Origin of the sequence: Pelagovum pacificum (genome assembly GCF_016134045.1) — a bacterium.
GTDB classification, from domain to species: domain Bacteria; phylum Pseudomonadota; class Alphaproteobacteria; order Rhodobacterales; family Rhodobacteraceae; genus Oceanicola; species Oceanicola pacificus_A.
Window position 1 is genome coordinate 235,049 of record NZ_CP065915.1, and the last position, 22,747, is coordinate 257,795.

Consider the following 22,747-nt stretch of genomic DNA (forward strand, 5'->3'; position numbering starts at 1 on the left):
GAAGGTCGCACCGTGGGTATCCGGCGACGGAAGGAATGGCAATTGGCCCGGCTCGAGGATCTCTCCGGCTATCGTCTCGCTCCCGATCCGGAGGCCGCGCGCCTGACCCGGAGGGTGGCCGGGCACGATGAAACCGGCGCGCGCATCGAGGCCGACGTGGTCGAGGAACGCCCCCTGACGATCTACCTCAACAGCCGGGAGATCGTCACCGCCATGACCATCGGCGACTACCCGGAATATCTCGCTCTCGGTTTTCTGAAGAACCAGGGGATGCTGGCGGATGGCGAGGATGTGACCGGCGTCGATTACGACGCGGAAGTCGAGACGGTCGTCGTGCGGACCCGTTCGCGGACCACCTACGAGGACAAGCTCAGCCGCAAGACTCGCACCAGCGGCTGCGCCGTGGGCACCGTTTTCGGCGATATGATGGAGGGGCTCGAGGGCCTCACTCTGCCAGACCTCGCCTTGAAAACGTCCGATCTCTACGCGCTGTCGCACCGGATCAACCGGACGCCCTCGCTCTACCTGCGGGCCGGGGCGATCCACGGCACCGTGCTCTGCCGGGGGGATCAGCCGCTCGTCTACATGGAGGATGTCGGCCGCCACAACGCCGTCGACAAGATCGCCGGTTGGATGGTCGCGACGGGGGAGGGCGCGGCGGACAAGACTCTCTACACGACCGGACGGCTGACCTCCGAGATGGTCATCAAATGTGCGCTCATGGGCATCCCGGCGCTGGTCTCGCGCTCGGGCTTTACCGCGTGGGGTGTCGAGATTGCCAACCAGGTCGGCCTGACCCTGATCGGACGTCTCAAGGGCCGGCGCTTCCTCTGCCTCGCCGGGGAAGACCGGCTGGTGCGTGACGCGTCGCCGGACGGGACGGAGTCCACGGAATGAAGGCGCCGGTCGGAGTGATCCTCGCAGGGGGGCGCGCGACGCGGATGGGCGGCGGCGACAAGGGGCGGCTGCGGCTCGGACGATCGACCATCCTCGACCACGTGATCGACCGTTTCTCGCCGCAAGTCGCCGCGCTGGCGCTCAACGCCAACGGCGACGCCGGGCGCTGGTCCGATGTCGGCCTGCCGGTGCTGCCCGACGGGATCGACGGCTTTCCCGGACCGCTCGCCGGGGTGCTCGCCGGGCTCGACTGGGCGGCGGAGCAGGGCGCCGACCATGTGGTGAGTGCCGCCGCCGACACGCCGTTCCTGCCGCCCGACCTCGTACCCCGCCTGCTGCTCGCGGCGGAGGAGGGGGCTGTGCCGATCGCGCTCGCCGCGTCGCCCTCTGGTCGTCAGCCGACCTTCGGGCTCTGGCCCGTCGCGCTGCGCGACGACCTCCGCCAGGCGCTGACGGACGGACTGCGAAAGGTGGTGATCTGGACCGATCGCCACGGCTGCGCGATGGCCGAGTTCCCCGACGATACCGCCTTCTTCAACGTGAACACGCCCGAGGACCTTGCGACCGCGGAGACGATGGCGTGAGGCTGTTCGGGATCGTCGGCTACAAGAACTCCGGCAAGACAGGACTGGTGGAGCGACTGGTCATCGAGCTGACGGGCCGGGGCCTCAGGGTCTCCACCCTCAAGCACGCGCACCATGCGTTCGATGTCGACCAGCCGGGCCGCGACAGCCACCGCCACCGGGACGCCGGGGCGCGGCAGGTGCTGGTTGCCTCGGACCGTCGGTGGGCGCTGATGAGCGAGCTCGGCGATGCGCCCGAGCCGACCCTCGATGAGTTGCTCGAACGGCTCGACCCGGTGGACGTGGTGCTGGCGGAGGGCTGGAAAACCGCGCCGATCCCGAAGATCGAGGCCTGGCGCGAAGCGGCCGGCAACCCGCTGCTCGCACCCGACGACTCCACCGTCCGGGCGGTTGCCTCGGACGTCGAGGTGACGGTGCCGTGCCCGCGCTTCCCGCTCGACGATGCGTCCGCCATCGCCGACTTCATCCTGTCGGAGCCCGCATGACCCGGTTCGACGCCGTCCTGATGGTTGACTGGTCGGGGTCCGCCACGCCGACCTCCGCCAAGCCGAAGAAGGACGCGATTTGGATCGGTGAAGCGTCGGACAACGGCGTGACCGCCAGCTACCACCGCACGCGAGCCTCGGCGATGGCGGCGATCTCTGCCCGCATCGACACGGCGCTGGCCCACGGCGAGCGGCTGCTGATCGGCTTCGATTTCCCCTTCGCATACCCCCGCGGCTTCGCCCATGCGCTGACCGGCGCGACCGATCCGCTGGGCCTCTGGGACTGGCTGGCTGAGCGGATCGAGGACGCGCCCGACAATGCCAACAACCGGTTCGAGGTCGCCGCCGCGATCAATGCGCGCTTCCCCGGCGTCGGCCCGTTCTGGGGGCGGCCCGCGCACCTCGACCTGCCCGACCTGCCGACGCATGGCAGCGCGCGAACCTTCAAGGGCTTCCCCGAAAGGCGCGAGGTCGAGGGATTGCTGAAAAGCACGCACCCCTGCTGGAAGCTGTTCACCACCGGTTCGGTCGGTTCGCAGGCGCTGCTCGGGCTGCCGCGTCTGGCGGCGCTGCGGCAGCGCTACGGCAAGGCGATCGCAATCAGCCCGTTCGAACGCGCCGAGGCCCCGGTCGTTCTGGCGGAGATATTCCCCACGCTGCTCGACCGCGTGGTGCGCGCCCGGACAGGAGCGGACGATATCCGCGACGAGGTGCAGGTCAGGACGCTGGCCGAGGCGTTCTTCCGGCTCGCGCCGGAGCAGCTTGCCGCGATGCTGGCCGAAGGCGATGCCGAGGAAGGCTGGATCCTCGGCATCGGCCATGCTGACGCTCTGGAACGGGCGTTGCCATCAGGGGGCGTCGTCCGGGACTTCACGCCGGTGCCGCCGCTCTCGGACGATTGCTTTGCGCTGCCCCGCGGGGTGACCTGGACGCCGGTGGACGAGGCGCTCGACCTGCTGCGCGACCGACTTTCCCCGGTGACGGAAAGCGAGATCTGCCCCGTGACCGAGGCCGTAGGCCTGCCGCTCGCGGAGGATGCCGTCGCGGCACGGTCACATCCGCCGGGCGCGAACGCGGCGGTGGACGGCTACGGCTTCGCCCACCCCGGGCCCCAGACGGGCGCTCTGGTCCTGCCGCTGGTCCGTGGCCGGGCGGCTGCGGGCGCGCCCTTCGATCAGCGTGTCGCATCGGGGCAGGCAGTGCGCATCCTGACCGGGGCGCTGCTGCCCGACGGGGTCGATACCGTGGCGTTGCAGGAGGACTGCGCGGTCTCCGACGGAGACGTCGCGATGACGAAGGCCCCGAAACCCGGCGCCAACACCCGCAAGGCGGGTGAGGACATCCGGACGGGCGATCCGGTGCTCCCGGCCGGTCGGGTCCTCACGCCGGGGGATCTCGCCACCCTGTCGGCGGCGGGGCTCGGCACGGTGACGGTCCGGCGGCGGCTGAGGGTTGGCGTGCTGTCTACGGGGGACGAGCTGCGCGCTCCGGGGGAGGCCGACGGCGTGTCGCACACGATCGACGCCAATCGGCCGATGCTTTTGTCGCTGCTCGGCCGCTGGGGCTACGAGCCGGTCGACCTCGGCATCGCGCCAGACAGTCAGGACGCGGTCCGCGACCGGCTCGAGCACGGCGCGGCCGAGGCGGATGCGATCCTCACCTCCGGTGGCGCTTCGGCGGGGGATGAAGACCACGTCAGCCGTCTGCTGAACGAGACCGGGTCGATGCAGCTCTGGCGGATCGCGGTGAAGCCGGGACGTCCGCTGGCGCTCGGCCTGTGGCGGGGGGCGCCGATATTCGGCTTGCCCGGCAACCCGGTCGCCGCCTTCGTCTGCACGCTGATCTTCGCGCGGCCCGCGCTCGCGCGGCTGGCCGGCGCAGGCTGGCCGGACGTCGTCGGGTTCGAGGTGCCCGCCGCCTTCACCAAGTCGAAGAAGCAAGGCCGGCGCGAGTACCTGCGCGCGCGCATCCGCGAGGGCCGGGCGGAAGTCTTCGCCTCCGAAGGTTCGGGCCGGGTCACCGGGCTGAGCTGGGCCGAGGGGCTGGTCGAACTGGCCGAACCTGCGCGGCAGATCGCGCCCGGCGACCCGGTGCGGTTCCTCCCGTTCGGGAGCTTCGGCCTGTGATCGTGCGCAAGGGGTTCCACCCCGACGACCGCCCGGTGCTGGCGCGGCTCTACTGGCAGGCGTTCGGGGGCAAACTGGGTCGCGTCCTTGGTCCCGAGCAGAAGGCGTTGCGCTTCATCGAGGAAATGGCGAGCCCGTCCCATGCCCTCTGCGCCTACGACGGCGAGGTCCTGATCGGCGTCGCCGGGTTCCACACGCGGGACGGGGCGCTGGTGGGCGGCGACTTCGCCGATCTGCGGCGGGTCTACGGCCTGCCGGGCGCGCTTTGGCGGGCCGCTTGCCTGCGGCTGCTGGAGCGTCCGATGGAGCAGCGACAGCTGCTCGTGGACGGTATCTTCGTCACCGAAGCGGAGCGCGGGCGCGGCGTCGGCACCGCGCTGATCGAGGCACTGGCACGGGAGGCGCAGGCGCGGCATTGCCGCGAGGTGCTGCTCGACGTGGTGGAGGACAACGTCTCCGCGCGGGCGCTCTATGATCGGCGGGGGTTTCAGGAAGTGGGGGAGCGCGGCTCGCCCCTGATCCGGCTGCTGTTCGGTTACGGCAAGGCGACGACGATGGCGAGGCGCATCATGTGAGCCGTGCGATACAGTGGGGCGCGGCGCGGCTCACTCCTCGCTCACGTCCTCTTCGGCCGAGCCGGGGTCGAGCACGGTCTGGAACTCGCCGTCATAGGCGACGAAGGCCTGCACGCAGGGGCTGGCCCCGAAGTTGTCGCAGCGCGATCCGTGCCGCGCGAGCAGGATCACCCGCTCGCCCGCGAAATCGACCGTCTCCCACTTGAAGCCCCACCAACTCTTGGACCAGCTGCCGTCGATGACGAAATGGATCGGCGAGCCACCTGTGCCGTGCCAGTGGGCCATGTTCCACTCGCAGGAGACATATTCGAAATCGACGACCTCGTCGTCGGACATCCCGTCTCCATCGAGGTCGGCGGAGATGATCGCGCCATCCCGTACCTCGAGCGCGCCGGCTTCGATCGACTCGCAGGTCTCGGCGGCCTCGTCGAGGATCATCTGTGCCCGCTCGCTCTGAGCGAGGGCAGGCGCGGCGAGGAGCGACAGCAGCAGCGCGAGATGTTTCATGACTTCTGTCCGATCCTCGTTTCGGTGCCCGCCCGGAGCCGGGCTATGTTCGCAGCATGCCGGATGTAGACGAGGACCGCGAGGAGGAGCGCCATCACGAATATGTCGGCGTGCCCGACCAGCAGCGCCCAGGTCGGTGCCAGACCTGCAGCGACGAGCGCGGCGAGCGACGAGAAGCGGAAGGCCGCAGCGACGGCCAGCCACGTGACACAGGTCAGCAGCCCCACGGGCCAGGCGACGGCGAGCATGATCCCGATGAAGGTCGCCACGCCCTTGCCGCCCCGAAAGCCGAGCCAGACCGGGAAGCAATGGCCAAGGAAGCTGGCCACCGCCGCAATCTGCGCCGCGTCGGGCCCCGCCAGCCACCGGGCCAGCAGCACCGCCACCGCGCCCTTGCCGCCGTCGAGCAGCAGCGTCAGCGCCGCCGCCCGCTTGTTGCCGGTGCGCAGCACGTTGGTCGCGCCGATATTGCCCGAGCCGACCTTGCGCAGATCGCCGAGGCCGAACGCCCGCGACAGCAGCACGCCGAAGGGCACGGAGCCGAGCAGGTAGCCGAGGATGGCCCAGAGGATCAGGAGAGTGGCGGGTGAGGTGAGCTCAGGCATCTGTCATCCTTCCGGTCCGCCCCAGCCGAGGATCCATGCCGCGACGGTCAGCCAGTGGAGCGTGATGGCCGGCAGCAGCGTCCCGCTTCGCCATGTGCTCAGCGTCGCCGAGAGGCCGAGCGTCGCGGTCAGGGCGAGGAAGGCGGGATCGGTGAAGAGCGGCACCATCGCGGGGCGGAACAGCCAGGCCGCGAGCGGGTGCCAGGCGAGGTAGGTGGCCAGCAGAAGTGCCGCCACGGGAAGGCTGCGCAGGCGCGGGCGCAGCAGCGGGCCGCGAAAGACCAACTCTTCCGCGATCGCCGGGACGAGCAGGGCAAGCGCCGCCTGTTTCGCGCGCGAAACGTCGACGTTGGGCTGCAATTGTCCGGGAAAGCCGGAAAATCGGTTGAGGATCAGTGCGACGAGCACGATCGCGGCCAGCATCGCCGCGGCTTCGAGCCAGTCGCGGCGGCGGCCTGTCATCCATGAACCTGCCGTCCTCCGACCCACGTTCCCCTGACGCGGCCCTGCATCCGCGCGCCATCAAACGGCGTGTTCTTCGATTTCGAGAGCAGCGCGAACCGGTCCATGATGAACGGCGCGTCCGGGTCGAACAGGACGAGGTCGGCGGGCGCGCCTTCGGACAGGCGTCCGCTATCGAGCGCCAGTCGCTTCGACGGGTTCAGCGACAGCGCGCGGAACAGGCCCGGCATGGACAGATGCCCGGAATGATACAGCCGCAGTGCGGCGGGCAGCAGCGTCTCGAGCCCGACGGCGCCGGAGGCGGCTTCCTCGAACGGCAGGCGCTTGCTCTCCTCGTCCTGCGGCGTGTGCATCGAGCAGATCACGTCGATCAGGCCGGAGGCGACCGCTTCCACCACGGCGAGACGGTCGTCCTCGTGCCGGAGCGGCGGCTTCACCTTGAAGAAGGTGCGGTAGTCGGCGACGTCGAGCTCGTTCAGCGTCAGGTGGTGGATCGACACGCCGGCGGTGATGTCGAGCCCGTTGCGCTTCGCCCGCTCCAGCGCGGGCAGGGCGCGGGCGGTGGTGAGCTGGTCGATATGGAGCCGCGCGCCGGTCATCTCCGCCAGCGCGATCTGGCGATCGAGCTCCATCCGCTCGGCCATCGGCGTCACGCCGGAGAGGCCGCGCAGCGATGCGAACTTGCCCGAGGTGGCGCAGGCGCCGGCGGAGAGGATCGGCTCCTGCACGTGGGCGACGACGAGTGCGCCGAGCGCGCGGGCGTAGGTCAGCGCGCGGGAATAGACCTTGGTGTTTTCGACCACGCGGTCGCAGTCGGAGAAGGCGACGGCGCCGGCATCAAGGAGGAAGCCGATCTCCGTCATCTCGCGCCCCTCGCGGCCCTTCGTGAGCGCCGCCATCGGCAGAACGCGCACGATCGAGTCGGCGCTGGCGCGGCGTTCGACGAACTCCAGCGTCTCGGGCGTGTCGATCGCGGGGGTCGTGTCGGGCCGGGTGATCATCGTGGTGACCCCGCCTGCGGCGGCGGCGCGCCCGGCGGAGGCGAAGCTCTCCTTGTGGCGCTCGCCCGGCTCGGAGACCTTCACGCCGAGGTCTACGATGCCGGGGGCGAGGAACTGGCCGCCGCAATCCATCGCGCCGTCGGGGATGTCGGTGCCGTCGATGAGAGCGGCGATGCGGCCGTCCTCGATCCGAAGCCCGCCGGGACGGACCTCGTCACGTTCGGGGTCGATCAGGCGGGCGTTGGCGAGAATCACGGTGGTCATCGGGGCTCCGGCTTGCGGGGTCTTTCTACCGTATGGAGGCGTGGGGTCGAGGGGGTGTTGCGGGGTGAGTTAGGCGTGGCCCTCTTCCGACGGGGGAGAGGGTTGGGTGAGGGGCAGCACGGCTGCGCATCGAGCGCGCACCCTACGGATGGGTGGGACGTGGCCCTCCCCCCTCGGGGGAGAGGGTTGGGTGAGGGGGCAGCACGGGAGCGCATCAAGCGCGCATCCTACGGATGGGTGGGACGTGGCCCTCCCCCCTCGGGGGAGAGGGTTGGGTGAGGGGGCAGCTCGGGTGCGCATCGAGCGCGCACCCTACGGATGGGTGGGACGTGGCCCTCCCCCTCGGGGGAGAGGGTTGGGTGAGGGGCAGCACGGGTGGGCATCAGGCGCGCACCCTACAGATGCGTGGCGCCGCCCTATCCCCATGTGTGAGGGGGCAAGCCAACGACCCCGATCAACTCACCCGTTCCCCTCGGCCGCCATCTTGATGCCGCGCATGATGCGGTAGACCTCGCGGCCGTCGTCGATGCGGGCGAACTCGATCGGGGTGCGTACGGTGCGGGTCCGCCGACGGCCGTTGCGGCTCGAGGTGACGGTCCGCGTATCATACGCGAAGCGGACCGTGGCCGGGTCTCCGTCGAAGAGGCGGATCTCGGTGGTCTCGTCGATCGGCCAGTCCGACAGCGTCCGGCCCCGAAACGGATGGTCCACGGCGATGAAGGCCCGCTTGTCGGTCAGCGTGTAGTAGGTCCGGGTCATCAGATAGCTCGACCAGAGGAACCGGCCGATCGCGTTCCACAGCCCGATGAACAGGAAGATCAGCCCGAAATAGGGAAACAGCGCGAAAGGGCCCGGTGCGTCGCGGGGTGGGCCCATCGAAAAGGCCATCGACATCCAGAAGAGCGAGAACACCACGAAGACGCCGCCCATCAGCCCTTCGAACAGGTTGTAGCCGGCGAAGCTCAGTCCGCTGCGCGGGCGGCCCTGCCAGCGTACCGTCTCGCCGTCGTCGAGGATGCCTTCCCAGCCGGAAGGCGCGGTTGAAATGGTTGCCGTCATCGAAATCGTCCTGCGTGCCGAAATATGCCGGGAGTATGCCCGGGAAGGCGGCATCGGGGAAGCGGTGTTGGAAAGTTGCCGTATGGCCCTGACGTGCGCCCGGACCCTGTCCGCGACGGACGGCGCTGCCCGACCCGCCCGGGGCTTGGTCCGGTCGGTCAGGCGTCGCGCGCGGCCTCGATCCGCTCCAGCGTGAGGCGGGGCTTGCGCTGGAACCGGACGAGGTGGCGGCTGCCGGAATTGGTCGTCACCTGCACGGCGGAGCCGAACGGGCGCAGCTTGTCGATGCGCTTGAGCTCGATCTCCTGCCCGCCGGGTCCGACGAGGCGGCGGTCGGTGAGGTGCCAGCGCTCGGTCATGTCGCGATCGGCCGCGCTCTTGTGGCGGGCGGCGACGATGAGGATGGCGACCGGCGGGCCGGCGAAGGCGAGCGGCCTCCAGACCAGCCAGAAGGACAAGGCGGACAGCGCTGCCGCCAGCACGGCGAGCCACGCGTGGTCGCGGGTGTAGACCGCCGGGTCCGGGGCGAACGATTGCAGCAGGCGCTCGTCCGGAGCGAGGTCGGGCGCCTCGGGATCGGGGAGAGCCTCGCTCACGAGATCAGGATCATCACGAGGACGAGCGCGAAGAGCACCAGGAGCACAAGCACCGCGATCCGCCCGCCGATCGCTGCGTCGGAGGGTGGCTTGCGGGTCTCGTCGAGCGTGCCTTCGGCAGCGTCGGCGCGCAGCTTCTCCATCGGGGCGATCACCGTCGGCTCGGAATAGGTGCCGATCCAGCGCAGGGGTGGGCCGACTTCGAGCGTCCGGCCCTTCACCGCATTCGACAGAAGGATCAGCACGTGTCCGCGCAGCCCGTCGAGCCGGGAGGCGTCCGGGCGGACCTGGTCGACATCCATGCCCATCCCCTCGACGAGGTAGGACGACAGGCCGAGGCCCGCCAGGTTGCCGATCGGGAACAGCTCCACCTGCTCCATGTCGAGCGTCTCGATCCCGAGCGCGGCGGCGAGGTCGTCCGGCGTCAGCGCCTCCGCCCGTTCCGGGTCGAGGTCGACGGCGAAGACACGGGCGTGACCGTGTTCGGAGGCGGGAACCTGCATCGTGGTACTCATGCCGGCACAGCGCCCGCCTTGCGGGCTTCGCGCAGGTTGCGGGCGAGCATGTCCATCGCGGCCATGCGCACGGCGACGCCCATCTCGACCTGTTCCTGGATGACGGAGCGGTTGATGTCGTCGGCGAGGGTGCCGTCGATTTCCACCCCGCGGTTCATCGGTCCGGGGTGCATCACGATGGCGTCGGGCTTGGCGTGGGCGAGCTTTTCGGCATCGAGGCCGTAGCGGTGGAAATACTCGCGCTCTGACGGGATGAAGCCGCCGTCCATCCGTTCCTTCTGGAGGCGCAGCATCATCACCACGTCGACGTCGCGCAGCCCTTCGCGCATGTCGTCGAACACCTCGACCCCGAAGTCGGCGACGCCGGAGGGCATCAGCGTCGGCGGGGCGATCAGGCGGACCCGGTTCTCCATCTTGCCGAGCAGCATGATGTTGGAGCGGGCCACGCGGGAATGTGCGATGTCGCCGCAGATCGCGATGGACAGCCGGTGCAGCCGGACCTTGGCGCGGCGGATGGTGAGCGCGTCGAGCAGCGCCTGCGTCGGGTGCTCGTGCCGTCCGTCCCCGGCGTTCAGCACGGCGCAGTTCACCTTCTGCGCCAAGAGGTCGACCGCGCCGGAGTTCGGGTGCCGCACGACCAGCAGGTCGGGCCGCATCGCGTTCAGCGTCAGCGCGGTGTCGATCAGCGTCTCGCCCTTCTTCACCGAGGAGGAGGCGATTCCCATGTTCATCACGTCGGCGCCGAGCCGCTGGCCGGCGAGCTCGAAGCTCGCCTGCGTGCGGGTCGAGTTCTCGAAGAACATGTTGATCTGGGTGAGGCCGGCCAGCACGTCGCGGTGCGCGACGCCGCGGCGGTTGTCCTCCGCATAGCGGTCGGCGAGGTCTATCAGCGCGGTGATCTCGTCCTGTCCGAGATGCTCGATCCCGAGGAGGTGGGGGGCGCGAAAGGTCATGTGGTCTCCGACCGGTTGCGGACCCGTTATATCCGGGCGGCGTGGCGCGGCAACCCGGGGACGGCGGGTGACGCTCGGCTGCGCCGTCGCCCCACCCGCCGTCCCGCCGCGCCGTGTGACAAGACCGGCGCGGCAGGCTATCGCTGGGGCCACACCTGCAGGAATGGATTCGGCGGCATGGAGCTGAGCTACTGGGACGCGAAGGCGGCGCTCGACTGGCAGATCGAGCTCGGCATCGACGAGGCGATCGGCGACGAGACGGTCGACCGCTACGCGCTCGAGCCCGCGCGCCCGGCCGAGGCCGCCCCGACCGCCGCGCCCGCCGCCGCGCCGGGTGAAGACCAGCGTCCCGCCACGCCGCCCTTGCCGGTGGTCGAGAAGGTCGATGCCATCGCACTGGCCCGACAGGCGGCGGCCGGAGTTGCCGACCTCGGCGCACTGGCCCGCGCGATGGAAACGTTCGACCATTGCCAGCTCAAGGCCGGCGCGCGGAGTTTCGTCTTCTGCGACGGCAACCCCGACGCGCGGCTGATGATCGTCGGCGAGGCCCCGGGCCGCGACGAGGACCGGCTGGGCCGGCCCTTCGTCGGACGGGCGGGGCAGTTGCTCGACCGGATGCTCGCCGCCATCGGCATGGCGCGGGATGCGACTGACGCCGAACGCGCGGTCTACATCACCAACGTGCTGCCGTGGCGCCCGCCAGAGAACCGTAAGCCGGAGAAGGCGGAGATCGGCATGTTCCTGCCGTTCCTCGAGGCGCACATCGCGCTCGCCCGGCCCGAGTTGCTGATCCTGATGGGCAACACGCCCTGCGAGGCGCTGCTCGGCCGGGCCGGGATCACCCGGCTGCGGGGGCAGTGGACCGAAGTGCTTGGCGTGCCGGCCTTGCCGATGTTCCATCCGGCCTATCTTCTCCGTCAGCCCCAGGCGAAACGCGAGGCCTGGGCGGACCTTCTGGACATACAGGCGCGACTGAGAGGAAGCCATTGAGGATACTCGCCTTTTCCGACCTTCATCTCGATGTGGCGGCACGCGACGCGATCCTTGCGGCGGCGGGCGAGGCCGATCTGCTGATCGGTGCGGGGGACTTCGCCAACCGTCACGAGGGGCTCGCCGATTACATCGCCCCGTTCGAGGCAGTCGCCGACAAGACCGTCTTTACCTGCGGCAACAACGAAACCTTCGCCGCGCTGAGGGAGTCGACGTCGGTCCCGGTCCTGCACGGCACCACGATCGAGCGCGGCGGCCTCGTGATCGCGGGCATAGGCTGTGGCATCCCGCCGCTGACCGACGCGCCGTTCGTATCCTTCGACATGGAGGAAGACGATGCCGAGGCCATGCTGTCGGAGATCGACGCGGCCGATATCCTGATCTCGCATTCGCCGCCCAAGGGCATCGGTGACGCACACTCGAGCGCCGGCTCCATCGGGTCGATCGCCGTGGCCGAAGCCGCGGCCCGGATCGCACCGCGCTTCCTGTTCTGCGGTCACGTGCATGATTGCTGGGGCGTGCGCGGCACGATCGGAACGACCGAGGTTGCGAATCTCGGCCCCGGTCTCAACTGGTTCGAAACACAGGACTGAGGGCGCGATGGCAATCGACGAGTCGAGGGACTTCATCCCGGTACGCATTGCGGTTCTGACGATATCCGACAGCCGTTCGCTATCGGACGACCGTTCGGGAGATACGCTGGTCGAGCGGATCGAGTCGGCCGGCCATACCCTCGCCGCGCGGGACATCGTGACCGATGACCGGGCCGAGATCGCGGCCCGCCTGCGGGGCTGGATCGAATCGCCGGATGTCGACGTCGTGATCTCGACCGGAGGCACGGGACTGACCGGTCGCGATGTCACGGTGGAGGCGCATCGTGATGTTTATGAAAAGGAAATCGACGCGTTCGGAACGGTGTTTACCATCGTGTCGATGAACAAGATCGGCACCTCGGCGGTGCAGAGCCGGGCCACGGCTGGCGTCGCGCGCGGCACCTACCTCTTCGCGCTGCCCGGCTCCCCCGGAGCGTGCCGCGACGCTTGGGACGAGATCCTGCTGGCGCAACTCGATTACCGGCACAGGCCCTGCAATTTCGTCGAAATCTTCCCGCGGCTCGAGGAACACCGGCGCCGGAAGTAACCACCTGTTAAGAGTCGGCGACTAGTCTGATGGTCGAGCTTCGGGTTCGGGGGTCAGACTTATGCCGCTCTATCATTTCCTGTCTCGCCACATCTCGGCGGGCTTCGTCGCCAAGGCGATGCTTGTCGTCATGGCCGGCTTCTTCGTGCCGGTGATCGGGCTGGCCGCCTACGTGCTGCGCAGCGGGACGGCGGGGCTCGACCATTCGCTCGTCACTGTGATCCTCTCGGCGGTCTGCGCCGGCATGGTGCTGGCGGTGCTGGGAATCCGGGCGATTCTCGCGCCGGTCATGCTGGTGTCGGGCGCGCTGGACCGGTGGGGGCGGACCGGGCAGATGCCGGTCCTGCCGGAATCCTACCGGGACGAGGTCGGCCTGCTGATGGTCCGCACCAACCTGATGATGGCGCGGGCGCAACGGACGATCGACCATTCCCGCCGCGAAAGCGATACCGACCCGCTCACCGGGGCGCTGAACCGTCGGGGCGCTCTGCGGATGCTGCGCGACGCGCCGAGCGGGTGGATCGTGCTGATCGACCTCGACCATTTCCGGCTGTTGAATGAACGGCTTGGCCGTGCCGACGGCGACCGGCTGCTGCGCGACATCGCGCAGGCCTGCGCCAATGTCCTGCGGGAGAATGACATTCTGGCCCGCATGGACGGGAAGGAATTTCTCGTCTTCCTGCCGGGAACGCCGCGCAAGGTCGCGCTGCGCGTCGCGGACCGCCTGCGGGAAACGATCGGTCAGAGGCTCGTCAGCGGCAAGTTGCGTCTGACTGCTTCTGCCGGGCTGGCACATTTCGACGGCGGCGAGCCTGTCGATGAGGCGATCGCTGCAGCGAACGAACAGTTGAAACGGGCGAAAGCCTTGGGACCGGGGCAGGCCTGCTGGTCGGGCCAGGAAAGCGCGGCGGCCTGAGGATGCTTCGGGCGGGTCTCCTCCGGCACTGGATCATGCAGGTGGAGCTTGCAGTCAGCGCGATTGCTGGCCGTGTCGGGCTGCATCCGCAAAGCAGGCGGCTGGCACTAGCGAACGATCGGCTCGATCGGGTCATAGTAGGTGCCGGGCTCCGTGCTCCACGTGATGGCGCCCAGGCTGTCGGGTTTGACGTTGAGCGTGGCGAGCTCCTCCCGTGTGACCCACCGGCGATGCGTGACGACGCCCTCGACGTCCATCCAGTCGCCGTCGGGGTCTCCCCCGACCAGGGTGCACCGGAAGTAGATGTCGACCTGATGGAACGGTTCGCCGGGCGCGTGAAACTCGTTGACGAGGCAGATCTCGCCGGGGCCCACGGTCAGACCAGTCTCTTCGTGGACTTCCCGGACGAGGTTTTCGGGAAGTCCCTGGTGAGGCTCGGCCCCCCCGCCCGGCGCGCACCAGAGATCGGTGCGCCCGGCATAGGCGTTCACGAGGAGAAGGCGGTCATCGCGCAGGATGATGCCGCGCACGGCGAGGCGGATCGGACGTTGCATGGCGCGGAAGGTGCCCGCCTGCGCGGCGCACCGCAAGGCGGGCCGGGAATTTCAGCTCGCCTCGGGTCAGGTCGGCGCTGCTACCGCGCTCGCAGAAGTGCCACGCGATGGGATCGAACGCTTTGTCGGGGGCACCTGCCGCCGCCTCGGGCGGATAATCCCACCCGATCGGGCGCCCGGCGTCGCCAGTCGCCAAGCTTATCCGAATTCAGCTCACCCGCTTCCGAGCGGTTTGAGGTGGTTCACATGCCCCATCTTGCGTCCCTCTCGGACCTCGGCCTTGCCGTAGAGGTGCAGCGCGGCACCGGACGCGGCGAGCTCGGGCACGCGGTCCATGTCTGCTCCGATCAGGTTCTCCATCATCACGTCGGAATGGCGCGTCCCGTCGCCAAGCGGCCATCCGCAGATTGCGCGGATGTGCTGTTCGAACTGGCAGATCGCGCAGCCGTTCTGCGTCCAGTGACCGGAGTTGTGAACCCGCGGTGCGAACTCGTTCACCACAAGACCGCCGGGCGTCACGAAGAGTTCGACACCGATGACACCGACATAGTCGAGCGCGTTCAGGATACGCCCGGCAAGCAGGACCGCATCCGCCTGCAGCGACGCCGGAAGGCTGGCGGGGACAGTGGTCGTGCGCAGGATACCGTCGGAATGGACGTTCTCGCCCGGGTCGAAACATGCGACCGCACCGTCGAGCGAACGTGCGCCGATGACGGAAACTTCGGCAGAGAAGTCCACGAACCCTTCGAGGATCGAGGGCGCGTCCGTCATGGCAGACCAGATCGCCGGCAGGTCGCTGTCCTCGTTCAGCCGCGCCTGTCCCTTGCCGTCATAGCCGAAGCGCCGGGTCTTCAGGATCGACGGCAGGCCGACTTCGGCGACCGCGGACTCCAGCCCTGCGAGGTCGTCAACCGTCGCGAACGGCGCGGTCTTCAGGCCGAGATCCTGCAGGAAAGTCTTTTCCGTCAGGCGGTCTTGCGACGTGGCGAGCGCGGTCCGGTTCGGGCGGATCGGGCAGATCGCCTCGATCCGGTCGAGCGCCTCCGCCGGGACGTTCTCGAATTCGTAGGTCACGACATCGACCGAGCGGGCGAAGGCTTCGAGCGCGTCCGCATCGTCCCAGGCCGCCGTCGTCAGCGCGTCGGACACCTGCGCGGCGGGCGGCGCGTCGCCGGGATCATAGATATGGCACCGGAGGCCAAGCCGCGCCGCGGCGAGTGCGAGCATGCGGCCAAGCTGACCACCGCCAAGGATGCCAATCACGGATCCGGTGGGAAGCGGGTCACTCATCGCTCGGCTCCTCGGGAATCGAGGCGGCGAGCTCCTTGCGCCATGTGTCGATGCGCGCCGCGAGCGCGGGATCCGACAGGGCAACGATCTGCGCAGCCATCAGCCCGCCATTCATCGCGCCCGACGCGCCGATGGCCATGGTCGCCACCGGAAAGCCGCGCGGCATCTGGACGATGGAATAGAGCGAGTCGACCCCGCTCAACGCGCGGGTCTGGACCGGAACGCCAATCACCGGAACCCGCGTCTTGGACGCCAGCATACCGGGCAGGTGCGCCGCACCACCGGCGCCGGCGACGATTGCCTGCAAGCCCCGGTCGGCGGCTTCGATTCCGTAGCTCCACATCCGGTCTGGCGTGCGATGGGCCGAGACGATGCGCGTTTCGAACGGCACGCCAAGTTCTTCAAGGATATTGGCGGCTTCCTTCATGGTGGGCCAGTCTGACTGGCTGCCCATCACGACGCCGACGCGCGGTTCCGTCATCGCTTCCCTCCTTCGCGGAACGCGCACTATATCCGCGCGCCGGTCGGGTGCAATCGTCTGGCCCGAGGTCGTCTTGCCCGAGGGCGTCCGGGCCGAGATTGTGCCGCTTGAAAATGTGTGGCCCAAGATCGCTCTGCGGACGGACTATCTGCCCAAGGCCGTCTGGCCCCAAGTCGTTCGGCGCGGCGACGATGTCCAGCAAGGCAATGAGGGCCAGCGGAAAAACGACGAAAACTCAAGCGACGACGCACGGTCAGGCTTGGGGCGCGGGTAAGTCGCCGCCATCCAGACAAGTGACGACACCCAGACAGGTGAGTGCGCCGAAACATCTGATGATGACCGGTCAGGCGACCATGCTTGGTCAGGCGATGATGTCCGGGGTGATCCGGTCCTCGAGCGCCGAGATCCGGTCCTTCAGCGACAGCTTGCGCTTTTTCAGGCGACGGATGGTCAGCACGTCGGCGGTCGGGGTCGCCTCGAGCGCCTGGATGGCCGTGTCGAGATCGCGATGCTCGCCGCGCATCACCTCGAGCTCGACCCGCAGCACTTCGAGCTGCTCCATCCGGGCGGATTTGTTCATGGTGTCCTGCGCTTTCCCTGTGTCGCGGACAACATAACGCCGGGGCGAGGCGGCGCAAAGCCTGCACTTGCAAGGGGCGGAGCGCTTTCCCATATCTTTCGACAAGGCGGCTGCCGACAAGAGGGGCCGCTTCTGGACGGTCGCTTTGACGAAGGACATGTCGATATGACGAAACTCACGCTCGGGTCGCACCCGTTCCTGCTGGGGTTCGAACAGCTTGAAAGGCTGGTCGAGCGGACGGCGAAGACCGGGAACGAGGGCTATCCTCCCTACAATATCGAACAGACGTCCGAGACGTCGTACCGCATCACGCTCGCCGTGGCGGGCTTTTCCGAGGACGATCTGTCGATCACGGTCGAAGACAACCAGTTGGTGATCCGCGGCCGTCAGGGCGACGAAGGTCAGGATCGCCTGTTTCTTCATCGCGGGATCGCCGCACGGCAGTTTCAACGCAGCTTCGTGCTCGCCGATGGCGTGGATGTGGGCGATGCTCTTCTCGAGAACGGTCTTCTTCATGTCGATTTGAAACGACATGTCCCCGAAAGCGTTGTTCAAACGATAGAGATCCGGAGGAAGTGACCATGAACAGCAAAATCGACTTCGCCCATCTGGGCCAGAACATGGTCTACGTCAAACCCGTCGACGTCGCCGATCTGCCCGAAGACGTGCAGGAAGAGGCGGGCGATCTGGAGCAGCTTTTCGCCGTCCACAATTCGGACGGAGAGCAGCTTGCGCTGGTCGCTGACCGCAACCTCGCCTTCAGCCTTGCCCGGCAGCACGACATGTCGCCGGTGACGCTGCATTGACCTCTCGGCCGGGCTTGCGCTCGGCCGAAAACTCTGCCGTTCTCGTGGCTTGAGGGCTGCGATATGGCAAAACGTGCATCATTCGAAATCGGCGGTGAAACGGTAGCGCCGGGAACCCGGAAGGTCATCGACCTGCCGGTCTCGGTCATGTCGGATCATACGCCCGTCCATCTTTCGGTCGAAGTGATTCATGGCCGCCAGCCGGGGCCGACGGTGTTTGTCAGCGCTGCGGTGCATGGCGATGAAGTGATCGGTGTCGAGATCGCGCGGCGGCTTCTCAAGTCAGCACCCTTGCGGAGCCTTCGTGGCACGCTTCTGGTCGTGCCGATCGTAAACTCATTCGGTTTCCTGAACCATTCCAGGTACCTGCCGGACCGTCGCGATCTGAACCGATCGTTTCCCGGACATGCGCAAGGATCGCTCGCCTCGCGGCTGGCAAACCTGTTCCTGACAGAGATCGTGCTGCGTTGCGACTTCGGGATCGACCTGCATTCGGCGGCCGTCCATCGCACAAACCTGCCCCAGATCCGTGTGACGCCGGGCGTGCCGAGGCTGCGACAGCTCGCCTCCGCGTTCGGGCCGCCTGTCATCATCAACTCGCCGGTCCGGTCGGGGAGCCTGCGCGCCGAGGCGAAGGCGAAGGGCGTCGATATCCTGCTTTACGAGGCAGGAGAGGGCCTGCGTTTCGACGAGATGGCCGTGCGTTCAGGTGTGGCTGGCATCCTGCGGGTGCTGAATTCCTGTGCCATGCTGCCCGACAAGGGGATCAGCCGACCGCGTGCGGCGCCGCTGCTCGCGGTGGAGACCCATTGGTTGAGGGCGCCGCGGGGCGGGTTGCTGCGAACGTTCCGAGGCGATGGCGAGATCGTGTCCGAAGGCACCGTGATGGCCGCCGTGAGCGGTCCGTTCGGCAACACGGAGGCCGAGATACTCGCGCCGTTCGACGGCCTCGTCGTGGGGCGGGCCGTGATGCCGGTGGTGAACGAAGGCGATGCGGTCTTTCACCTTGCGCAGGTGGCGCGGCCCGACGCCGCAAACGAAGCGCTAGAGGATATGGCCGATCACCTGTCGCGCGATCCGCTGTTCGACGAAGACGAGATCATTTGACATCGGCGGCTACGCGCTTGTGATCCTTGCATCGTTGGAAGGTGGGCCGGCGAAGCGTTAAGTTGTGTCTCAGAATTCATTGAGACTCGTTGCTTCATGTTTGATCCCATCCTGGCCGAAATCCGGTTCGGAACCGGCCTGTCGCCCATCCATCGCCCCGTCCAGTCCGCAGACACCATGATTGCGCGGCTGAAGGGCCCTGACGTGGCCGCCGGTGACTTCGGCTGGACCATGTTCCGCAATACGCGGCCCTCGCCGGACGACCTTCTGGATGCCGGTCGCGCCATCCGGGATGCCGAGACGGAGGCGGCCCGGGAAGAGGCGCTGGCGGCCCGGCGGGAGATGTACGACCGTGTCGGGCTGCTCTACCGGCGGGGGTTCAAGACGTCTTTGCTGCGGGCGGCGCGGGCGGAGGACGGCTTTCGCGAGGCGCTTGTCGACTTCTGGGCCGACCATTTCACGGTACTGGCGAAAAACGCGCAGCACCGCCACCTCGTGATGGGATACATCGAGGAGGCGATCCGGCCGAACGTCGCCGGTCGCTTCCAGGACATGCTGATCGCGGTGGTGACGAACCCGCTGATGCTGCTCTACCTAGATCAATCGAGCTCCGTCGGGCCGAACTCTCCCGCCGGACAGCGGGGCGGGCGCGGGCTGAACGAGAACCTCGCCCGCGAGATGCTGGAGTTGCATACCGTCGGGGTAGAGGCGGAATATTCGCAGACGGATGTTCGGCAACTCGCCGAGCTGCTGACCGGGCTCACCGCCCCGTCGGGCGACCATTTCAAGTTTCAGCGCAACCGCTCCGAACCGGGTGAGGAAGTCGTTCTGGGCCGCACCTACGGTAGCGGGGGTGAGGGGTTTCACAACGTGGTCGAAGCGCTGACCGACATCGCGACGCACCCGGCCACGGCCCGTCATATCTCGACCAAGCTGGCCCGCCATTTCATCGCCGACGATCCGCCGGAAGAGGTGATCGCCGTCATGGCGGACGCCTTCCGCGCGACGAACGGCGATCTTGCCGCGGTCTACGAGGCGATGTTGCGCCATGACCAGGCGTGGACGCCGGAGCGGCTCAAGGTGAAGCAGCCGATCGAATTCATGAAATCCGCCTGCCGTGCGCTGGGCATGGGGGCGAACGATATCGCTTCGGACCGGCCCGGCGATCTTCATCCGGCGTTCTTCAGTCCGCTCATCACGATGGGGCAGGAGTGGCAGAAGCCGAACGGACCCGATGGCTGGCCCGAGAGGTCGGACTTCTGGGTCACCCCGCAATTCATGGCCGCGCGGATCAGCTGGTCGATCTACAAGGTGAATACCTTCATGACCCATCTCGAGGACCCGCGCGACTTCGTGCGGACCGCGCTCGGGCCCAACCCGCCGGAAGACGTGGTCTTCGCGGCGGGCGCAGCCGCCAACATTCGCGACGGGATCGGCGTTGTCCTGTCCTCCGCCGCGTTCCAGAGGAGATGACGATGGATCGCAGGGACTTTCTTCTCAGAGGCACGGCGCTTGGCTGTACCGCAGCGGCGAGCCCGTTCGTCACGCCAGTCGCGCTGGCGAGCGCGCCGTGGGACAACCGGCTTGTCGTCGTCATCCTGCGCGGGGCTATGGACGGGCTTGATGTCGTGCAACCCTACGGCGACGCCGGGCTGGCGGGGCTTCGGCCCGACCTTCCGTCGGGCGAGGCGGGCGGGGGTATGGACCTCGACGGGTTCTTCTCGATGCATGCGTCGCTCGGCGCGCTGTCGCCGTTGTGGCGAAGTGGCGAGCTTGGCTTCGTTCACGCGGTTTCGACCCCGTACCGCGACAAGCGCAGCCACTTCGACGGACAGGACCTTCTGGAAGCCGGAATCGGCGGGACGAGCGGTATTCGTGACGGCTGGCTGAACCGGATGCTGCAGCAGGTGCCGGGTCTGGAGCAGGAGATCGCCTACGCCGTGGGGCGCGAGCAGATGCTGATCCTGAGCGGCGACAAGCTGGTGTCGAGCTGGGCGCCGGGGACCGACCTTCAACTCGGCACCGAAACGCAGAGATTGCTGGAGCTGGTCCAGCACGACGATCCGATCTTCCGCGCGGCGAGCACCGACGCCATCCGGATCGCGGCGGAAGCACGCGACCTTGGCAACCTCGCCGGTGAGGCCGTCGGACGTGGCACGTCGGTCGATGTGGCGCGCTTCGCGGCGTCGCGGCTGCTGGCGGATACGCGGATCGCGTCGTTCTCGATCAACGGCTGGGATACGCACAACCAGCAGGCGCGGGGACTGCGCCAACCGCTGGAAGAGCTGGCGAACACGATCCTCACACTGAAGTCGTCTCTTGGCGACGTCTGGTCGAAGACGGCGGTGGTCTGCATGACCGAGTTCGGGCGCACGGCGCGCCAGAACGGCAGCGGCGGCACGGACCACGGGACAGCCGGGGCGATGCTGCTGGCCGGCGGGGCTGTGCGGGGCGGACGTGTCGTGACCGACTGGCCGGGACTGGGCGAGGCCGATCTTTATGACCGTCGCGACCTGATGCCGACGCGCGACGTGCGGGCACATGCCGGCTGGATGATGCGGGGGCTGTTCGGGTTGCCGCAAGGCACCATCGAGTCCGCGATCTTTCCCGGGCTCGAGATGGGTGGCGACCCGGGGCTGCTGCTCTGACCGAACGCTGGCTCATCCTCGGCGCGACAGGGCGGATCGGCTCCATGCTGGTGCGTCACTGGTCGGAGGCGCCGCCGACGGGGGCCGAGATCGTCCCGCAGGCGCGGCGTGCGCGGACCGGCCATGTCGTCTGGGACCCGTTGTCGGACGTCTGTCCGGTCAAGGCCGACGTCGTGGTGGGCTTGGCCGGCGTCACGCCGGGGCCGGGCGCGGAGTTCGGTCTGAACGTCGACCTCGGGCTTGCTGCGGTGCGGACCGCCGAAGAGGCGGGCGCGCGGCGGCTTTTGCTCGCCTCCACCTCGGCCATCTACGGGCCGGCGCGCAATGCGCCCGAGGACGCGGCGGTCGATCCACCCTCCGACTACGGCGCTTCCAAACTGGCGATGGAGCGGGCCGTGGCGAGTGAGTCGGTCGAGACCTGCTGCCTCAGGATCGGCAACGTCGCCTGGGCCGATGCACTGCTGGGGCGTTTGCAGCCGGGCAAGCCGGTGATGCTCGACCAGTTCGCCGACGGGGGCGGGCCGGTGCGGTCCTATCTCGGGCCGCGAACGTTGGCGCGGGTCATCGAGAGCCTCGCACGTGTGGAGGGGGCGCTGCCCAAGGTCCTGAATGTCGGCGGACCCGATCCGGTGACGATGGAATCGTTGCTCTTGGCGGCGGGCGTGCCTTGGGAGTGGCAGCCGGCGCCGCCGACGGCAGTGCAGCATGTCACGCTCGACTGTTCGAAGCTCGCCGCGTTGCACGGTTTCGCGTCGGACGCCACGGCGCCTGAGGTCTTGATCGCGGAAGGGAGAGGCCTCAAAGGAGGCGCATGACTCCTGCCAAGCGCCTGCTCGACATCCTGCTTTCGCTGATCCTCGGCCTGATCCTGTTGCCGGTGGTGATCGTCATCGCCCTGCTTATCCTGTTCCGGGACGGGCGGCCGGTGTTCTACATCTCCGAGCGGATGAAGTCGTTCGAGGAGGGGTTCGGGCTCATCAAGTTCCGCACGATGACTGTGGTCGAGAGCGACAGCGGCGTCTCCGGCGGGGACAAGTCATCGCGAATCACGCGGACCGGACGGCTCTTGCGGCGCACGCGGCTCGACGAGGTGCCGCAGCTTTGGAACGTGCTGGTCGGGGATATTTCATTCGTGGGGCCAAGGCCGCCGCTCCGGCAATATGTCGAGCGTTTTCCGAAAATCTATCGCGAAGTCCTGAAGGCGCGGCCGGGTATCACCGGGCTCGCCACGCTGGTCTACCATCGCCACGAAGAAATGCTGTTGGCCCGATGCTCCACAGTGGAAGAAACGGACGCTGTCTATTCCCGGGCCTGCGTGCCGCGGAAGGGCAGGCTGGACCTGATCTATCGTGACAACCGGACGATCTGCTGGGATCTGGCGATCATGTGGCGGACGGTCGCCCCGAAGCGCGCAGATCAGGCGCCGTCGACGGAAACGACCGCGAGCTCTTCCTGAGCGACCTGCCGGGAGCCGCCAGTGACGGTTGCGAAGACGGCGGTGCCGAGCATCAGGACACCGGCGGCAAGAACCATCCAGTCGACGACAGAATTCCCGTTTTCGTCAGTCCAGAGCCGTTCGACGATCCGCGCCATATGTGCAACCTCA

The 22,747-nt window shown here is 68.0% G+C and carries 29 protein-coding genes; 16 read left to right on the plus strand and 13 right to left on the minus strand.

The features are described from left to right. Nucleotides 1-42 precede the first annotated feature (42 nt). From I8N54_RS01185 to I8N54_RS01205, 5 genes are read left to right on the plus strand one after another with little or no spacing between them, the layout of a single operon-like run. Nucleotides 43-897, plus strand: coding sequence for a formate dehydrogenase accessory sulfurtransferase FdhD (locus tag I8N54_RS01185; protein ID WP_140195661.1), 855 nt, complete (start codon nucleotides 43-45; stop codon nucleotides 895-897). Continuing rightward, nucleotides 894-1,481: a molybdenum cofactor guanylyltransferase MobA gene (gene mobA / locus I8N54_RS01190; protein ID WP_140194332.1), complete on the plus strand. Its 588-nt coding sequence runs from the start codon at nucleotides 894-896 to the stop codon at nucleotides 1,479-1,481. Before I8N54_RS01185 ends, mobA begins: the two co-directional genes overlap by 4 nt. After that, nucleotides 1,478-1,966: a molybdopterin-guanine dinucleotide biosynthesis protein B gene (gene mobB / locus I8N54_RS01195; protein ID WP_140194331.1), complete on the plus strand. Its 489-nt coding sequence runs from the start codon at nucleotides 1,478-1,480 to the stop codon at nucleotides 1,964-1,966. The genes mobA and mobB overlap by 4 nt, the downstream gene beginning before the upstream one ends. Further along, the gene (locus tag I8N54_RS01200; protein ID WP_140194330.1) at nucleotides 1,963-4,092 is read left to right on the plus strand and encodes a molybdopterin-binding protein; all 2,130 of its coding nucleotides are present in this window, start codon (nucleotides 1,963-1,965) and stop codon (nucleotides 4,090-4,092) included. Before mobB ends, I8N54_RS01200 begins: the two co-directional genes overlap by 4 nt. Next, nucleotides 4,089-4,667 (plus strand): GNAT family N-acetyltransferase, encoded by a 579-nt coding sequence (locus I8N54_RS01205; protein WP_140194329.1) that lies wholly within the window; start codon nucleotides 4,089-4,091, stop codon nucleotides 4,665-4,667. The genes I8N54_RS01200 and I8N54_RS01205 overlap by 4 nt, the downstream gene beginning before the upstream one ends. Before the next feature lie 30 nt (nucleotides 4,668-4,697). Here I8N54_RS01205 and I8N54_RS01210 read toward each other — a convergent pair whose 3' ends face one another. The 8 genes from I8N54_RS01210 to I8N54_RS01245 form a co-directional block, all read right to left on the minus strand. Continuing rightward, nucleotides 4,698-5,174: a hypothetical protein gene (locus I8N54_RS01210; RefSeq protein WP_140194328.1), complete on the minus strand. Its 477-nt coding sequence runs from the start codon at nucleotides 5,172-5,174 to the stop codon at nucleotides 4,698-4,700. Beyond that, complete coding sequence (gene plsY, locus I8N54_RS01215) at nucleotides 5,171-5,779, minus strand: glycerol-3-phosphate 1-O-acyltransferase PlsY (protein WP_140194327.1); 609 nt, start codon at nucleotides 5,777-5,779, stop codon at nucleotides 5,171-5,173. The genes I8N54_RS01210 and plsY overlap by 4 nt, the downstream gene beginning before the upstream one ends. Nucleotides 5,780-5,782: 3 nt before the next feature. Beyond that, nucleotides 5,783-6,241 (minus strand): CPBP family glutamic-type intramembrane protease, encoded by a 459-nt coding sequence (locus I8N54_RS01220; RefSeq protein WP_140194326.1) that lies wholly within the window; start codon nucleotides 6,239-6,241, stop codon nucleotides 5,783-5,785. Continuing rightward, the gene (gene pyrC / locus I8N54_RS01225) at nucleotides 6,238-7,506 is read right to left on the minus strand and encodes a dihydroorotase (RefSeq protein ID WP_140194325.1); all 1,269 of its coding nucleotides are present in this window, start codon (nucleotides 7,504-7,506) and stop codon (nucleotides 6,238-6,240) included. Before pyrC ends, I8N54_RS01220 begins: the two co-directional genes overlap by 4 nt. Nucleotides 7,507-7,965: 459 nt before the next feature. Then, a complete protein-coding gene (locus I8N54_RS01230) occupies nucleotides 7,966-8,565 on the minus strand; it encodes an aspartate carbamoyltransferase catalytic subunit (protein ID WP_140194324.1) in 600 nt (199 codons plus the stop codon). Between the two features lie 158 nt (nucleotides 8,566-8,723). Next, nucleotides 8,724-9,161 carry a hypothetical protein gene (locus tag I8N54_RS01235; RefSeq protein WP_140194323.1) on the minus strand — a complete coding sequence of 146 codons (438 nt, stop codon included), beginning with the start codon at nucleotides 9,159-9,161 and terminating at the stop codon, nucleotides 8,724-8,726. Beyond that, nucleotides 9,158-9,664, minus strand: coding sequence for a hypothetical protein (locus I8N54_RS01240; RefSeq protein WP_198571743.1), 507 nt, complete (start codon nucleotides 9,662-9,664; stop codon nucleotides 9,158-9,160). The genes I8N54_RS01235 and I8N54_RS01240 overlap by 4 nt, the downstream gene beginning before the upstream one ends. 8 nt (nucleotides 9,665-9,672) lie before the next feature. Beyond that, nucleotides 9,673-10,629 carry an aspartate carbamoyltransferase catalytic subunit gene (locus tag I8N54_RS01245; protein WP_140194321.1) on the minus strand — a complete coding sequence of 319 codons (957 nt, stop codon included), beginning with the start codon at nucleotides 10,627-10,629 and terminating at the stop codon, nucleotides 9,673-9,675. Between the two features lie 177 nt (nucleotides 10,630-10,806). Between I8N54_RS01245 and I8N54_RS01250 the strand changes: the two genes are divergently transcribed. From I8N54_RS01250 to I8N54_RS01265, 4 genes are all read left to right on the plus strand, one after another. Continuing rightward, entirely contained in the window at nucleotides 10,807-11,619 is an 813-nt protein-coding gene (locus I8N54_RS01250) for a uracil-DNA glycosylase (protein ID WP_140195659.1), read from the plus strand. Beyond that, on the plus strand, nucleotides 11,616-12,212 hold the full coding sequence (locus tag I8N54_RS01255; RefSeq protein ID WP_140194320.1) for a metallophosphoesterase family protein: 597 nt from the start codon (nucleotides 11,616-11,618) through the stop codon (nucleotides 12,210-12,212). Before I8N54_RS01250 ends, I8N54_RS01255 begins: the two co-directional genes overlap by 4 nt. 7 nt (nucleotides 12,213-12,219) lie before the next feature. Then, nucleotides 12,220-12,759, plus strand: a complete 540-nt coding sequence (moaB, locus tag I8N54_RS01260; RefSeq protein WP_140194319.1) for a molybdenum cofactor biosynthesis protein B — start codon at nucleotides 12,220-12,222, stop codon at nucleotides 12,757-12,759. A 61-nt stretch (nucleotides 12,760-12,820) separates the two neighbouring features. After that, nucleotides 12,821-13,675: a GGDEF domain-containing protein gene (locus I8N54_RS01265; RefSeq protein WP_140194318.1), complete on the plus strand. Its 855-nt coding sequence runs from the start codon at nucleotides 12,821-12,823 to the stop codon at nucleotides 13,673-13,675. Between the two features lie 107 nt (nucleotides 13,676-13,782). On the opposite strand, the gene I8N54_RS01270 is transcribed toward I8N54_RS01265, so the two are convergent. The 4 genes from I8N54_RS01270 to I8N54_RS01285 all read right to left on the minus strand — a co-directional run bounded on the left by I8N54_RS01270 (nucleotide 13,783) and on the right by I8N54_RS01285 (nucleotide 16,580). Then, nucleotides 13,783-14,229: an NUDIX domain-containing protein gene (locus I8N54_RS01270; RefSeq protein WP_140194317.1), complete on the minus strand. Its 447-nt coding sequence runs from the start codon at nucleotides 14,227-14,229 to the stop codon at nucleotides 13,783-13,785. Between the two features lie 213 nt (nucleotides 14,230-14,442). After that, nucleotides 14,443-15,519, minus strand: coding sequence for a 5-(carboxyamino)imidazole ribonucleotide synthase (locus I8N54_RS01275; RefSeq protein WP_140194316.1), 1,077 nt, complete (start codon nucleotides 15,517-15,519; stop codon nucleotides 14,443-14,445). After that, nucleotides 15,512-16,000, minus strand: coding sequence for a 5-(carboxyamino)imidazole ribonucleotide mutase (gene purE / locus I8N54_RS01280; protein ID WP_140194315.1), 489 nt, complete (start codon nucleotides 15,998-16,000; stop codon nucleotides 15,512-15,514). Before purE ends, I8N54_RS01275 begins: the two co-directional genes overlap by 8 nt. A gap of 361 nt (nucleotides 16,001-16,361) precedes the next feature. Next, on the minus strand, nucleotides 16,362-16,580 hold the full coding sequence (locus tag I8N54_RS01285) for a YdcH family protein (RefSeq protein ID WP_140194314.1): 219 nt from the start codon (nucleotides 16,578-16,580) through the stop codon (nucleotides 16,362-16,364). 165 nt (nucleotides 16,581-16,745) lie between these two features. Here I8N54_RS01285 and I8N54_RS01290 point away from each other — a divergent pair, with 165 nt between their 5' ends. From I8N54_RS01290 to I8N54_RS01320, 7 genes are all read left to right on the plus strand, one after another. Next, on the plus strand, nucleotides 16,746-17,159 hold the full coding sequence (locus I8N54_RS01290) for an Hsp20 family protein (protein WP_140194313.1): 414 nt from the start codon (nucleotides 16,746-16,748) through the stop codon (nucleotides 17,157-17,159). Between the two features lie 2 nt (nucleotides 17,160-17,161). Continuing rightward, a complete protein-coding gene (locus I8N54_RS01295) occupies nucleotides 17,162-17,386 on the plus strand; it encodes a DUF1150 family protein (RefSeq protein WP_140194312.1) in 225 nt (74 codons plus the stop codon). Between the two features lie 63 nt (nucleotides 17,387-17,449). Continuing rightward, on the plus strand, nucleotides 17,450-18,493 hold the full coding sequence (locus tag I8N54_RS01300; RefSeq protein WP_140194311.1) for a succinylglutamate desuccinylase/aspartoacylase family protein: 1,044 nt from the start codon (nucleotides 17,450-17,452) through the stop codon (nucleotides 18,491-18,493). A 96-nt stretch (nucleotides 18,494-18,589) separates the two neighbouring features. Continuing rightward, complete coding sequence (locus tag I8N54_RS01305) at nucleotides 18,590-19,966, plus strand: DUF1800 domain-containing protein (protein WP_140194310.1); 1,377 nt, start codon at nucleotides 18,590-18,592, stop codon at nucleotides 19,964-19,966. A gap of 2 nt (nucleotides 19,967-19,968) precedes the next feature. Further along, entirely contained in the window at nucleotides 19,969-21,141 is a 1,173-nt protein-coding gene (locus tag I8N54_RS01310; protein ID WP_140194309.1) for a DUF1501 domain-containing protein, read from the plus strand. Nucleotides 21,142-21,155: 14 nt separating this feature from the next. Further along, nucleotides 21,156-21,956 (plus strand): NAD-dependent epimerase/dehydratase family protein, encoded by an 801-nt coding sequence (locus I8N54_RS01315; protein ID WP_269434071.1) that lies wholly within the window; start codon nucleotides 21,156-21,158, stop codon nucleotides 21,954-21,956. After that, a complete protein-coding gene (locus I8N54_RS01320; protein ID WP_140194307.1) occupies nucleotides 21,953-22,597 on the plus strand; it encodes a sugar transferase in 645 nt (214 codons plus the stop codon). The genes I8N54_RS01315 and I8N54_RS01320 overlap by 4 nt, the downstream gene beginning before the upstream one ends. On the opposite strand, the gene I8N54_RS01325 is transcribed toward I8N54_RS01320, so the two are convergent. Beyond that, nucleotides 22,558-22,734, minus strand: a complete 177-nt coding sequence (locus I8N54_RS01325; protein WP_197097548.1) for a hypothetical protein — start codon at nucleotides 22,732-22,734, stop codon at nucleotides 22,558-22,560. The genes I8N54_RS01320 and I8N54_RS01325 overlap by 40 nt on opposite strands. Nucleotides 22,735-22,747 lie beyond the last annotated feature (13 nt).